General features: G+C 64.6%; 11 protein-coding genes. 6 read left to right on the top strand and 5 right to left on the bottom strand.

Going from position 1 to position 12,753, the window contains the following annotated elements:
- Positions 1-183 precede the first annotated feature (183 nt).
- The 3 genes from LB524_RS06280 to LB524_RS06270 all read left to right on the top strand — a co-directional run bounded on the left by LB524_RS06280 (position 184) and on the right by LB524_RS06270 (position 2,085).
- Positions 184-1,437: an NAD(P)/FAD-dependent oxidoreductase gene (locus tag LB524_RS06280; RefSeq protein ID WP_015314029.1), complete on the top strand. Its 1,254-nt coding sequence runs from the start codon at positions 184-186 to the stop codon at positions 1,435-1,437.
- A 79-nt stretch (positions 1,438-1,516) separates the two neighbouring features.
- Positions 1,517-1,774 (top strand): type II toxin-antitoxin system ParD family antitoxin, encoded by a 258-nt coding sequence (locus tag LB524_RS06275; protein WP_140787113.1) that lies wholly within the window; start codon positions 1,517-1,519, stop codon positions 1,772-1,774.
- Positions 1,774-2,085, top strand: a complete 312-nt coding sequence (locus LB524_RS06270; protein WP_140722985.1) for a type II toxin-antitoxin system RelE/ParE family toxin — start codon at positions 1,774-1,776, stop codon at positions 2,083-2,085. Before LB524_RS06275 ends, LB524_RS06270 begins: the two co-directional genes overlap by 1 nt.
- 23 nt (positions 2,086-2,108) lie before the next feature.
- Here LB524_RS06270 and LB524_RS06265 read toward each other — a convergent pair whose 3' ends face one another.
- Positions 2,109-3,386, bottom strand: a complete 1,278-nt coding sequence (locus tag LB524_RS06265; protein WP_224524653.1) for a 4-aminobutyrate--2-oxoglutarate transaminase — start codon at positions 3,384-3,386, stop codon at positions 2,109-2,111.
- Positions 3,387-3,613: 227 nt separating this feature from the next.
- On the opposite strand from LB524_RS06265, the gene LB524_RS06260 reads away from it, so the two are divergent.
- The 3 genes from LB524_RS06260 to LB524_RS06250 are packed head-to-tail and all read left to right on the top strand — an operon-like array spanning position 3,614 to position 8,903.
- A complete protein-coding gene (locus LB524_RS06260) occupies positions 3,614-4,750 on the top strand; it encodes an efflux RND transporter periplasmic adaptor subunit (RefSeq protein WP_224524467.1) in 1,137 nt (378 codons plus the stop codon).
- On the top strand, positions 4,747-5,817 hold the full coding sequence (locus LB524_RS06255) for an efflux RND transporter periplasmic adaptor subunit (RefSeq protein ID WP_224524465.1): 1,071 nt from the start codon (positions 4,747-4,749) through the stop codon (positions 5,815-5,817). The genes LB524_RS06260 and LB524_RS06255 overlap by 4 nt, the downstream gene beginning before the upstream one ends.
- On the top strand, positions 5,814-8,903 hold the full coding sequence (locus tag LB524_RS06250; RefSeq protein WP_224524462.1) for an efflux RND transporter permease subunit: 3,090 nt from the start codon (positions 5,814-5,816) through the stop codon (positions 8,901-8,903). The genes LB524_RS06255 and LB524_RS06250 overlap by 4 nt, the downstream gene beginning before the upstream one ends.
- Before the next feature lie 40 nt (positions 8,904-8,943).
- Here LB524_RS06250 and LB524_RS06245 read toward each other — a convergent pair whose 3' ends face one another.
- The 4 genes from LB524_RS06245 to LB524_RS06230 all read right to left on the bottom strand — a co-directional run bounded on the left by LB524_RS06245 (position 8,944) and on the right by LB524_RS06230 (position 12,746).
- Entirely contained in the window at positions 8,944-9,705 is a 762-nt protein-coding gene (locus LB524_RS06245) for an ABC transporter ATP-binding protein (protein WP_140787105.1), read from the bottom strand.
- Positions 9,702-10,565: an ABC transporter ATP-binding protein gene (locus LB524_RS06240; protein WP_224524459.1), complete on the bottom strand. Its 864-nt coding sequence runs from the start codon at positions 10,563-10,565 to the stop codon at positions 9,702-9,704. The genes LB524_RS06245 and LB524_RS06240 overlap by 4 nt, the downstream gene beginning before the upstream one ends.
- Positions 10,562-11,488, bottom strand: coding sequence for a nickel transporter permease (gene nikC, locus LB524_RS06235; RefSeq protein WP_015314038.1), 927 nt, complete (start codon positions 11,486-11,488; stop codon positions 10,562-10,564). Before nikC ends, LB524_RS06240 begins: the two co-directional genes overlap by 4 nt.
- A gap of 196 nt (positions 11,489-11,684) precedes the next feature.
- The gene (locus LB524_RS06230) at positions 11,685-12,746 is read right to left on the bottom strand and encodes an ABC transporter permease (RefSeq protein ID WP_140821414.1); all 1,062 of its coding nucleotides are present in this window, start codon (positions 12,744-12,746) and stop codon (positions 11,685-11,687) included.
- Positions 12,747-12,753 lie beyond the last annotated feature (7 nt).

Raw genomic sequence — 12,753 nt, 5'->3', positions numbered from 1 at the left:
CAGTTTAGAATTATTCTAAACTACAACTGTCAACTTTACGCGTTCCCTTGCACCGACTTTGCGGCCGAACTGTACGATTGACAGTCGCCATCCCGGGTGCGACCCGCAGACATTCTCTTGCGGCGGTGCCAGGCAATTGCCGCTTGGCGAGACGTCCTAGGATCGAATCGGGATCGGAATGCGATGAAGAACGGCGTGGTCATTGTCGGTGCGGGTCATGCGGGCGTGCAGGCAGCCGCCAGTCTGCGCGAGGATGGTTATGACGGGCCGGTGATCCTGGTCGGCGACGAGAACGAACTGCCCTATCACAAGCCGCCGCTGTCGAAGACCTTCATCAAGGATGCCACGGCCAAGCCGCAGCCCTTGCGCGGCGAAGCCTTCTACACCGGCAGCGCCATCGACTACCGGCCGGGCATCCGGATCGAGCGCATCGATACCGGCCGCGGCAGTCTCGACATTGCCGGCGGTGGCGCACTTGCCTTCGACCATCTGATCCTGGCGACCGGATCGCGCCCGCGTGCCTTGCCATTACCCGGCGCGGAGCTGTTCGGCGTGGTGTCGCTGCGCTCGCTGGCCGATGCCCGGCTGATCCGGGACTTGAGCGCGCACAGCGAAGATGTCGTTATTCTCGGCGGCGGCTTCATCGGACTGGAAATCGCCGCGACGCTTCGGGCGGCGGGCCGCACCGTCACCGTTGTCGAGGCGGTCGACCGGCTGCTTGGCCGCGCCGTGGCGCCGGTGGTGGCTAGCCATGTCCGGCAAAGGCTGGAAGCGACAGGCGTGCGCATCCTCACCGGCACCTCGATTGCAAGGCTCGAAGGCGAAGACGGCCATGTCACCGCCGCGATCACCACCTCAGGCGAAAGGCTGCCGGCGCGCATGGTCGTGGTGGGCATCGGTGCCGTGCCGAATGTCGAACTGGCGCAGGAAGCCGGCCTCACCATCGCCAACGGCATCCGCGTCGATCACCAGATGCGCAGCTCGGTACCGGATATCCTCGCCATCGGCGACGCCGCCTCGTACCGGCACTGGTTCACCGGCGGCGACGTGCGGCTGGAATCGGTGCAAAACGCCACCGACCAGGCGCGGCTCGCCGCGCGCACCATATCAGGCCACGCCGACGCTTATTCGGCGGTGCCATGGTTCTGGTCCGACATTGGCGACATGAAATTGCAGATGGTCGGGCTGACATCAGGCGGCGACAGCCATGTCGTGCTCGGTGACCTGCCCGACAACAAGTTCTCGATCTACCACTACGCGGGAGACCGGCTGCTCGGCATCGAGTCCGTCAATCGCCCCGGCGACCACATGCTTGGCCGCAAGATGCTCGGTGCCGGCTTCTCGCCGACACCGCAAACGGTAGCCACGGGTCCCGAAGGGCTGAAGGCGGCATTGGCACAATTTCACCAGGACGAGCCTGCCCGGGTTACGGGCTAAAGCAGGCCGGGATCTTGCCAAAAAAATCAATGAGCTTATCATAAATTGATAATCGCGGATAAAATGGAAGGCCGTCCCCATGCCTGCGAGCTACAGCATCGGACCTCGCTACGAAACGTTCGTGCGCGAACTGGTTGAAAGCGGCCGCTATGCCAGCGCCAGCGAAGTTGTGCGTGATAGCCTGCGCCTCTTGGAGGAACGCGAGGAGCAGCGGCAAACGAAACTTGCGGCACTGCGTGAGGACATCCGCAAGGGTGTAGAAAGCGGACCGGGCATTCAGGCCAACAGCGTTTTTGACCGGCTGGAGAAAAAATACAGCGGTGGAACCCACAAGTAATGGCCCTCAGTTTTGCGCCTGCCGCGGTGCAGGACATCGAGGAGATCGGCGATTACATCCATGCTGAAAATCCGCCCGCCGCTCACCGTTTTATAGCGGCGCTTCGCGGACGATGTGGCCGCATAGAGAATGCGCCACGCGGAGGCGCACCTCGTTCCGAGCTTTGGCCTGGTCTGCGGTCCGTCGCGTTCCAAAAATGTATAATTTTCTACACCGCCCAGGGCAACGACGTGCGCGTCGAGCGCATTTTGCACGGCGCGCGCGATATTGAGGGCATCTTCGAGGAAGAAAAGATGCCCAAAGACATGTGAATCGGAACGCTCGTCCTTGTCGATCAGGCTGCGCAGACTTCGCGGATCGAGCTTTCCAGAATGTCGAGCGCTTCGTTCATGACTTCGTCCTGGATGGTGATCGGCGCTAGGAAGCGGATGACGTTGCCATAGACGCCGCAGGTCAACAGGATCAGACCCTTGTCGAGCGCCTTCAGGCGGATCGCGTTGGCGATCTCGGCCGACGGCAGGCCCTTCTTGACGTCATTGAACTCAACCGCGTTCATGAAGCCCAGACCCCTGATGTCGACGATCTCGGGCACGTCGTCACGGATCGACTGCAGACGCTGCTTCAGCCGGGCACCCAGCGTGTTGGCGCGGTCGCAGAGCTTTTCGTCCTCGATGACATCCAGGACGGCGTGTGCCGCGGCGACGCCGATCGGGCTGCCGCCATAGGTGCCGCCGAGCCCGCCGGGGCTGGGCGCATCCATGATCTCGGCGCGGCCGGTGACCGCCGACAGCGGAAAGCCGCCGGCCAGGCTCTTGGCCATGGTGGTGATGTCGGCCGCCACCTCGTGATGGTCCATGGCGAACATCCTGCCGGTGCGGGCAAAGCCGGTCTGCACTTCGTCCGCGATGAGCAGCATACCGTGCTGGTCGCAGAGCTTGCGCAGCGCCGTCAGGAGTTCACGCGGCGCGTCGTAGAAGCCGCCCTCGCCCTGAACGGGCTCGATGATGATCGCGGCGACGCGGGCCGGATCGACATCCGCCTTGAACAGCTTGTCGAGTGCCGCCAGCGAATCGGCGACCGAGGCGCCATGCAGTTGCACGGGGAACGGCACGTGGTAGACGTCGCCCGGCATGGCGCCGAAGCCAACCTTGTAGGGCACGACCTTGCCGGTCAGCGCCATGCCCATGAAGGTGCGGCCGTGGAAGCCGCCGCCGAAGGCGATGACGGCCTGGCGGCCGGTGGCGTTGCGAGCGATCTTGATGGCATTCTCCACCGCCTCGGCGCCGGTGGTGACGAAGATCGTCTTCTTCTCGAACTTGCCGGGCAGCATGGCGTTCAGCCGTTCGGCCAGCCGCACATAGCTCTCGTAAGGCACGACCTGGTGGCAGGTGTGGGTGAAGCGGTCGAGTTGCGCCTTGACCGCCTCGATCACCCTGGGATGGCGATGGCCGGTGTTGACGACGGCGATGCCCGAGGAGAAGTCGATATAGCGGCGGCCCTCGACATCCCAGATCTCCGAATTCTCGGCCCGGTCGGCGTAGATTTGCGTGGTCATGCCGACGCCGCGCGAGATCGACTGGTTCTTGCGTTCGGAAATGGCGGAGTTCTTCATCATATCCCTCACCGGGCCGGCGCCCGTTCTGTTTGATGCCGTTGAGTTCCCTTCTGGCCTTATTTCAGGTTTTCCTCAAGCCGGCACCATCGCAGGGTCGATTGGGCCTGACTTAACCAGTCCGGCGATACGTCTACGAGACCGGTTTCCTTTTTTTCGGGATCGACTATCCTCCTGTTATCCGCGAGGGACCGCGATCAGCGACCGGCGCGCGGCCGAGGGGAGCCATGAGCAGGAACGTGACATCGTCCGTCTCGCCGCCATCCGCCAAAACTCCCAGCCTTTTGTCTTTTCCAGCCGCTTCAATTCTCGCCTGCACGGCCCTGGCGCTGCTCGCCGGTTGCCAAAAGCAGGCGGCGGCGGACAAGAAGCTGCCGGTCATGGTGCGCACCGAAACGGTGGGGATGGCCGACTATGCGCCGAGAACCTCGCTGACCGGGGTGATCGCGGCGCGCACGCTGAACAATCTTTCGTTCCGGGTTGGCGGACGCGTCGCCGAGCGGCTTGTCGATGTCGGCCAGCATGTCGATCAGGGGACAGTGCTTGCCCGCATCGATCCGCAGGAGCAGGAATCCGATCTGCGATCGGCGCAGGCCGACCTCGATGCCGCGCAGGCGCAACTGACCCAGGCCGCGGCCACTTTCGAGCGGCAAAAGACGCTGCTTGCCCAGGGCTTCACCACCAGGCGCGATTATGACGCGGCCGACCAGGCACTGAAGGTGGCGCAAGGCAGCGTCGATGCCGCGCAGAGCGCGCTCGCCAACGCCCGGCAGAACCTGTCTTTCACCGAACTCAAGGCCGGTGCCGCCGGCGTGATCACCGCCCGCCAGGTCGAAGCCGGCCAGGTGGTGCAGGCGGCGCAGACCGTCTTCACCGTTGCCGAGGACGGCGACCGCGACGCCGTGTTCAACGTGCAGGAAACGCTGGTCGCCAGGACACCGGCCTCGCCGGCGGTGACGATCACGCTGTTATCCGATCCGCAGGTCAGAGCAACGGGCAAGGTGCGCGAGATCTCGCCGGCGGTCGACCCGGCTTCGGGCTCGATAAGGGTCAAGGTAGCCATTCCCGAGACGCCCGCCGGCATGCCGCTTGGGGCGGCCGTCATCGGCTCGGTCGGCGCCAAGCCGGCGAAGGCGATCCTGTTGCCCTGGCAGGCCCTGACATCCAGCGCCGGCAAGCCGGCGGTCTGGATCGTCGATCCTGCGACCAAGGCAGTCGCGACGACGCCGGTCGAGGTGCTGGCGTTCGATTCGGGTACCGTCGTCATTGCCAAGGGACTTAACGAAGGCCAGAGCGTCGTTACATCAGGCGGGCAATTGCTCAGCCCCGGCCAGACAGTCGAAATATCGGGAGCGGCGCAATGAAGCGGCTCCTGCTTGGCCTTGCCGCGCTTGGCACGCTCGCAGCCTGTTCGAAATCGGAGGAAAAGCCGCCGGAGATCGTCCGGCCGGTGCTGTCGGTCGTGGTCGAGCCGCGCACCACCCAGATCTTCGGTTTCGCCGGCTCGGTCGAACCGCAGGTCAGTGCCGATCTTGCCTTCCGACTGCTCGGTCGCGTCGTCTCGCGTGACGTCAAGGTCGGCGACATCGTCAGCAAGGGCACGACGATCGCGGCACTCGATCCAACCGCGCTGGAGCTGGCCGTCCAGGCGGCCAGGGCCGAACTCTCCAATGCGCAGGCGCAGTTCGCCAATGCCGCCGCCAGCGAGGAGCGCCAGCGCCAGTTGCTCACCTCGGCCAACACGTCGCAGTCTGTCTTCGATGCCGCGCAGCAGGCACGCAAAGCCGCGGAAGCCAGCGTCGAGCGGGCCAAGGCTTCGCTGGCCAAGTCCCAGGAGCAGCTCGGCTACGCCAGGCTGTTCTCGGATTTCGACGGCGTCGTCACCGCCGTCGGCGCGGAGGTCGGCCAAACCGTCTCGCCGGGCCAGACGGTCGTCACCGTGGCACGCTCGGACCCGCGTGAAGCGGTTGTCGATATTCCCGACCAGTTGACCGGCGATCTCTCGGCCGACACGCCCTTCCAGGTCATCTTGCAGTCGCTGCCGACAATCCAGACAGAGGCCAAGCTGCGCGAGATCGCGCCCCAGTCCGAGGGCTCGACCCGCACCCGGCGCGTCAAGCTGACGCTCACCAATCCGCCGCAAGCCTTCAGGCTCGGTTCGACGGTAACCGCGACCCGGATGACCAAGGTCGTACCAACGATCGAACTGCCCATCTCGGCGCTGCTCGAAAAAAACGGTTCTGAAAAAGTGTGGATCGTCGATCCAAAGACGTCGAGCGTGAGCGCACGCGATATCAAGGTCGCGTGGAAGGCTGGCGCCACCTTCACCGTGGCGGAAGGGCTCGAAGCCGGCATGCGCGTCGTCACCGCCGGCGTTCACAGCCTCGTCGACGGCCAGAAGGTCAAAGTCCCCGCGGGAGGGGCCTCATGAAGGGCTTCAACCTCTCCGACTGGGCGCTCAACCACCGCTCGCTGGTCTGGTATTTCATGCTGGTCTTCGTGGTGGCCGGCGTATTTTCCTATCTCAATCTCGGCCGCGAGGAAGATCCCAACTTCACCATCAAGACCATGATCATCCAGGCCAACTGGCCGGGTGCCTCGGTCAAGGAGACGGTGCAGCAGGTGACCGATCGCATCGAGAAAAAGCTCGAGGAACTCGACAGCCTCGACTTCACCAGATCCGTCACCACCGCCGGCCAGACCGTCATCTTCGTGAACCTGAAGGACACCACCAAGGCACGCGACGTCGTGCCGAACTGGCTTCAGGTGCGCAACATGGTCAACGACATCAAGGCGCAGTTTCCGCAAGGCGTGCAGGGACCGTTCTTCAACGACCGCTTCGGCGATGTCTACGGCAACATCTATGCCTTCACATCAGACGGGCTGACGCCACGCCAGTTGCGCGACTATGTGGAGGATGTCAGGACCAAGATCCTGACCGTGCCCAATGCCGGCAAGGTCGATCTGGTCGGCGCGCAGGACGAGGCCATCTATCTCGAATTCTCGACGCGCCAGATAGCGGCGCTTGGCCTCAACCAGCAGCAAATCGTCGCCAGCCTGCAGGCCCAGAATGCGATCACCCCGTCCGGCGTCATTCAGTCCGGGCCGGAGCGCATCAGCGTGCGCGTCGGCGGCCAGTTCACCTCCGAGGAGAGCCTGCGCGCGATCAACCTGCGCGTCAACGATCGGTTCTTCCGGCTGAGCGACGTGGCGACTATCACGCGCGGTTATGCCGACCCGCCGACGGCCTTGTTCCGCTTCAACGGCCAGAACGCGATCGGGCTTGCCATCGGCATGAAGCCCAACGCCAATCTGCTCAAATTCGGCGAGGCGCTGCATGAGGAGATGAACAAGGTGCTGGCCGACCTGCCGGTCGGCGTCGGCGTGCATCTGGTAGCCGACCAGCCCGTCATCGTCGAGGAGGCGGTCTCAGGGTTCACGCGTGCGCTGTTCGAGGCGGTGGCGATCGTGCTTGCCGTCTCGTTCATCAGCCTTGGCATGCGCGCCGGCTTCGTGGTGGCGCTGTCGATCCCGCTGGTGCTGACCATCACCTTCACGGTCATGGAGTATCTGGGGATATCGCTGCAGCGCATTTCGCTCGGCGCTCTGATCATCGCGCTCGGGCTGCTGGTCGACGACGCGATGATCGCGGTCGAAATGATGGTGGCGCGGCTGGAGGTCGGCGACAGCCTGCGCAAGGCGGCGACCTATGTCTACACCTCGACCGCCTTCCCGATGCTGACCGGCACGCTGGTGACGGTCGCGGGCTTCATCCCGATCGGGCTCAACTCGAGTGCTGCCGGCGAATACACCTTCACCTTATTCGTCGTCATCGCGGTGTCGCTGCTGGTGTCATGGATCGTGGCGGTGCTGTTCGCGCCGCTGCTCGGCGTGACCATCCTGCCGGCGACGATGAAGACCAAGCATCATGACCAGCCAGGACGCTTCACGTCGCTGTTCCGGCGCGTCCTTGTCGGCTCGGTGCGCCATCACTGGCTGACGATCATCGTGACCGTGCTTCTGTTCGCCGCCTCGATCGCCGGCTTCGGCCTGGTGCAGCAGCAGTTCTTCCCACCTTCCGACCGGCCGGAGCTGATCGTCGATTGGAACCTGCCACAGAACTCCTCGATTACCGAGACGCGCGACCAGATGGAGCGCTTCGAACAGCGGGCGCTGGTTGGCAATCCCGACATCGATCATTTTTCGTCCTATATCGGTCAGGGCGCCGTGCGCTTCGTGCTGGCCTATGACGTGCAGCCGGCCAATCCCTATTTCGGCCAGACGGTGATCGTCACCAAGAGCATCGAGGCGCGCAACCGGGTGAAGCCGGCGCTGGAGAAGTTGCTGCGCGCGGAGTTTGTCGGCACCGACGCTTTCGTCAAGCCGCTTGAACTCGGACCGCCGGTCGGGCGGCCTGTGCAGTACCGCGTCGGCGGCCCCGACATCCAGACGGTGCGAGAACTGGCGCAGCAATTCGCCGGCGTGATCTCGGTCAATCCGAAACTCGCGGCGCCGACTTTCGACTGGAACGAACCGCAGCGTGTGCTGAGGGTCGACGTGCTGCAGGACAAGGCGCGCCAACTCGGCATCACCTCGTCCGACATCGCCAGCACACTGAACAGCACGGTGGGCGGCGCGACGATCACGCAGGTGCGTGACGCGACGTACCTGATCAACGTCGTGGCTCGCTCGCGCGAGGCCGAACGCGGCTCGATCGAGACGCTGCAAAACATCCAATTGCCGACCGGAAATGGCGAGGCGATCCCACTCGCCGCGGTGGCCAATTTTCGCTACGATCTGGAGCAGCCCACCGTGTGGCGACGCGACCGCATCCCGACCATCACCGTGCGCGCCGGCTTGGTCGGCGACGTGCTGCCGGCGACCGTCGTCAACGAGTTGAAACCGTCGGTCGACGCCTTTATCGCCAAGCTGCCGGCCGGCTATTCGGTCGAGACCGCCGGCTCCGTCGAGGAAAGCGCCAAGAGCCAGGGGCCGATCGCGGCCGTGGTGCCGCTGATGCTGTTCGTCATGGCGACCATCCTGATGGTGCAGTTGCAGAGCTTCCAGCGCCTGTTCCTGGTGGTGGCGGTGGCGCCACTCGGGCTGATCGGCGTGGTCGCGGCCCTGGTGCCGAGCGGAGCGCCGCTCGGCTTCGTCGCCATTCTCGGCGTCTTGGCGCTGATCGGCATCCTGATCCGCAACTCGGTCATCCTGATCGTGCAGATCGAGGACCTTGTCGCCGAGGGCAGGGATCGCTGGGCCGCGGTCATCGAGGCAACGGAGCACCGCATGCGGCCGATCGCGCTGACGGCGGCCGCGGCCAGCCTGGCGCTGATCCCGATCGCGCGCGAAGTGTTCTGGGGGCCGATGGCGTATGCGATGATGGGCGGCATCATAGCGGGTACCGCGATCACGCTCTTGTTCCTGCCGGCGCTTTATGTGACGTGGTTCAGGATCAAGGAGCCGAAGCGGGAACAGGGCGGCGAAGTAGACCTCGCCGCCGTTGCGGAAACTTAAGGCGAGGTCGAGCTCCCTGGCGTGACGCGGAGAACTATCGTCAGATCTGCTTGGGAGCCGTCCTCACAAACCCGTCACTGGCCCGCAACAGGTTGCGCGTATAATCCTTCGTCACACGGCGCTCGACGAGATCGTTGGCCACCAGATTCTCCACCGCCTCGCCGCCCTGCATCACCATCAGCCGCTCGCACATATGGGTGATGATGGCGAGGTCGTGGCTGACCATCAGGAAGGTCAGCTTGCGCCGCCGGCGGACTTCCTCCAGCAGGTTGAGGACTTCCGCCTGCACCGAGGCGTCGAGGGCCGAGGTCGGCTCGTCGAGCAGCAGGATCGAGGGCTCGAGGATAAGCGCGCGCGCGATCGCCACGCGCTGGCGCTGACCGCCGGAAAGCTGGTGCGCGTAACGGAAACGAAAGCCGTTGCCGAGGCCGACCTCGTCGAGCGCGCGTTCGATCCGCTTTTCGCCATCGGCAAAACCATGGATGGCGAGCGGCTCCTGCAGCAGGCGGTCGACGGTCTGGCGCGGGTGCAGCGAGCCGTAAGGATCCTGAAAGACCATCTGCACTTCGCGGTAAAAGGCCTTGTCGCGGCGCGCGCCGAGCGTCTTGCCATTGACTGTGATGCTGCCCGAGGCGACCGGCGCGAGGCCGGCTATGGCCCGCAGCAATGTCGATTTGCCCGAGCCGGATTCGCCGACCAGGCCGAAGGATTCGCCCTGCTGCACGTCGAGGCTGACGCCCTTCAGCGCGCGGAAGCGGTCGAAGATCACCTCCAGCCTGTCGACGGCAATCGCAGAAGTCATGCCGCCCACTCCGGCTTGCGGTCGAGCATCGGCAGCGGGTGACGGTCGGCGCCGATTTTTGGCATGCAGTTGAGCAGCCCCCGCGTGTAGGGATGCTGGGCCTGACTCAATTCCGACGCCTTGAGCTGCTCGACGACCTTGCCGGCATACATGACGATGACGCGGTCGCAGAAGGACGAGACCAGGCGCAGATCGTGCGAAATGAAGATCAGGCCCATGCCGCGCTCCGCGACCAGCCTGTCGAGGATGCCGAGCACGTCGAGCTGCACCGTGACGTCGAGCGCCGAGGTCGGCTCGTCGGCGATCATCATTTCCGGTCCGGCGATCAGCATCATGGCGATCATGGCGCGCTGGCCCATGCCGCCCGACACTTCGTGCGGATGCAGGTCGAAGACGCGTTTGGGATCGCGGATCTGCACCGCCTCGAGCATGGCCAGCGCGCGCTCGCGCGCCTCTGCCTTGCCGACCTTTTCGTGGGTGCGCAGCGTCTCGACGATCTGGCGGCCGATGCTCATCACCGGATCGAGCGAATATTTCGGGTCCTGCAGGATCATGGCGATGCGGTTGCCCCGCAGCGCCCGGCGTTGGCGTGGCGAGATGCCGAGCAGGTCGATGCCGTCGAAAGTCAATTTATTGGCCGATATCCGGGCCTGCGGCGGTGTCAGGCCCATGATGGCGCGGCCCGTCTGCGACTTGCCGGAACCGGACTCGCCGACGATGCCCAGCCGCTCGCGGCCGAGCGAAAAGGAAACGCCGCGCACCGCCTCGATCATGCCGGTGCGGGTCGGAAAGGTGACGCGCAGACCCTCGACGTCGAGGAGCGTGCTCTTGGATCGCTGCTGGTCAGGGGGGCCACTCATTGGTCACCGCTGCGGGGATCGAGTGCGTCGCGCAGGCCGTCGCCAAGCAGGTTGAAGCCGAGGCTGACGATGAGGATGGCGAAGCCCGGCGCACCAGCCACCCACCATTGGTCGAGGATGAAGCGGCGACCCGAAGCGATCATGGTGCCCCATTCCGGCAGCGGCGGCTGCGCGCCAAGGCCGAGGAAGCCGAGGCCCGCGGCCGTCAGGATGATGCCAGCCATGTCGAGCGTCACACGGACGATCAGCGAGGAGATGCACAATGGCATGATGTGGCGCAGCACGATGCGGAAAGGCGAGGCGCCCATCAATTGCACGGCCTTGATGTAGTCCGAGTTGCGCACGGTAAGCGTCTCGGCGCGGGCGATGCGCGCATAGGGCGGCCAGGAGGTGATGGCGATCGCCAGCACGGCGTTCTCGATGCCTGGGCCAAGGGCGGCGACGAAGGCCAGCGCCAGCACCAGCTTGGGGAAGGCAAGGAAGATGTCGGTGATGCGCATCAGTATGGCATCGGTCCAGCCGCCGGCATAGCCGGCGACGGTGCCGACCAGGAGACCGATGGGAGCGGCGATGATGGCGACCAGGACGACGACATAAAGCGTCCAGCGGGAGCCGTAGAGGATGCGCGAATAGATGTCGCGGCCGAGGTCGTCGGTGCCGAACCAGTGCTGCGCACTCGGCGCCAGCAGCCGCGCGTTCTTCAGGTCACCGAACGTCGGCGAATACGGCGCCAGCATACCGGCAAGGACGGCGACGAGCAGCAGCGCGATGATGATCAGCAGGCCGACAAAGGCCAGCCGGTTGGCGGAAAAGCGCCGCCACGCGACATAGGCGCGGCCGAGCCTTGCCTGCAAGCGCGATGCCGGCCGCTCCGACAGCAACCATTCGCGACGGGAGAAGGTGCGGGCGTCGGAGGCGGTCATGACGATGCCTCTTTAAGCTGTCGACCCCCACTCCGGTCTGCTTCGCAGACCACCTCTCCCCCGTTCGACGGGGGAGAGGAAAGGCGCCAAGCGTGCGACCGCGTTTTCCTCTCCCCCGGGCAGGGGGAGAGGTGGCCCGAAGGGCCGGAGTGGGGGTGATTAGCGGCAGCCAAGCCCGAAAGTGCAGTACCTCTACTCATCCTGTCTTCGTCCTCGGGTCGAGCACACGGTAGAGCAGGTCGGACAGAAGATTGATGGCGATGAACACCGAGCCGATGACGATGGTACCGCCGAGAACGGCGTTCATGTCGGCGTTCTGCAGCGAGTTGGTGATGTAGAGGCCGATGCCCGGCCAGGAGAAGACGGTCTCGGTCAGCACCGAGCCCTCGAGCAGCCCGGCATAGGACAACGCGATCACGGTCACCATCGGCACGGCGGCATTGCGCAGCGCGTGGCCCCAGATGATGCGGGTTTCCGACAGGCCCTTGGCGCGCGCGGCGACGACATATTCCTGGGCGAGTTCGTTGAGCATGAACGAGCGCGTCATGCGGCTGATGTAGGCCAGCGAGAAATAGCCGAGCAGCGAGGCCGGCAGGATGATGTGACGGAAGGCGTCGTAAAAGACGTCCCACTGTCCCTGCATCGCGGAGTCGAGCAGGTAGAAACCGGTGATCGGCGTGAACGTATATTCGTAGACGACATCGAGCCGTGCAGGGAAGGCCACCCATTGCAGCTTGGCGTAGAACAGCACCAGCGCCAGCAGACCCAGCCAGAAGATGGGTACAGAATAGCCGATCAGGCCGATGATGCGCACGACCTGATCGACGAAGCTGCCGCGTTTGACCGCGGCCAGCACCCCGAGCGGCACACCGAACAGCGCGCCGATCAGTGTCCCCAATGTCGCCAGTTCCGTGGTTGCCGGAAGAGCGCGGCGGATATCGGTCATGACAGGGTTGGTGGTCAGCACCGAGGTGCCGAAATCGCCGCTCAGCGCATGTTTCACATAGATGTAGAACTGCTCGATCAACGGCAGGTCGAGGCCCATCTCGCGGCGCGTGCGCTCCACGACATTGGCGGGTGCCCGGTCGCCGAGAACGGCCAGCACCGGGTCGATCGGGATGACACGGCCAATGAAGAAGGTGACCGCGAGAAGACCAAGATAGGTCGTCACCGCAATGACCAGGAATCGGCCAAGGGAAGATGCAAGGGCTACGGCGCGGGCGCTGCCGCGCCCGCCCTCGTTTTCAATCGCGCTCATGCGGGCG

Source organism: Mesorhizobium sp. ESP6-5 (assembly GCF_020164695.1).
Taxonomy (GTDB): domain Bacteria; phylum Pseudomonadota; class Alphaproteobacteria; order Rhizobiales; family Rhizobiaceae; genus Mesorhizobium; species Mesorhizobium australicum.
Note: the sequence above shows the minus strand (reverse complement) of the source record. Positions and strands in the feature narration are given on the sequence as shown.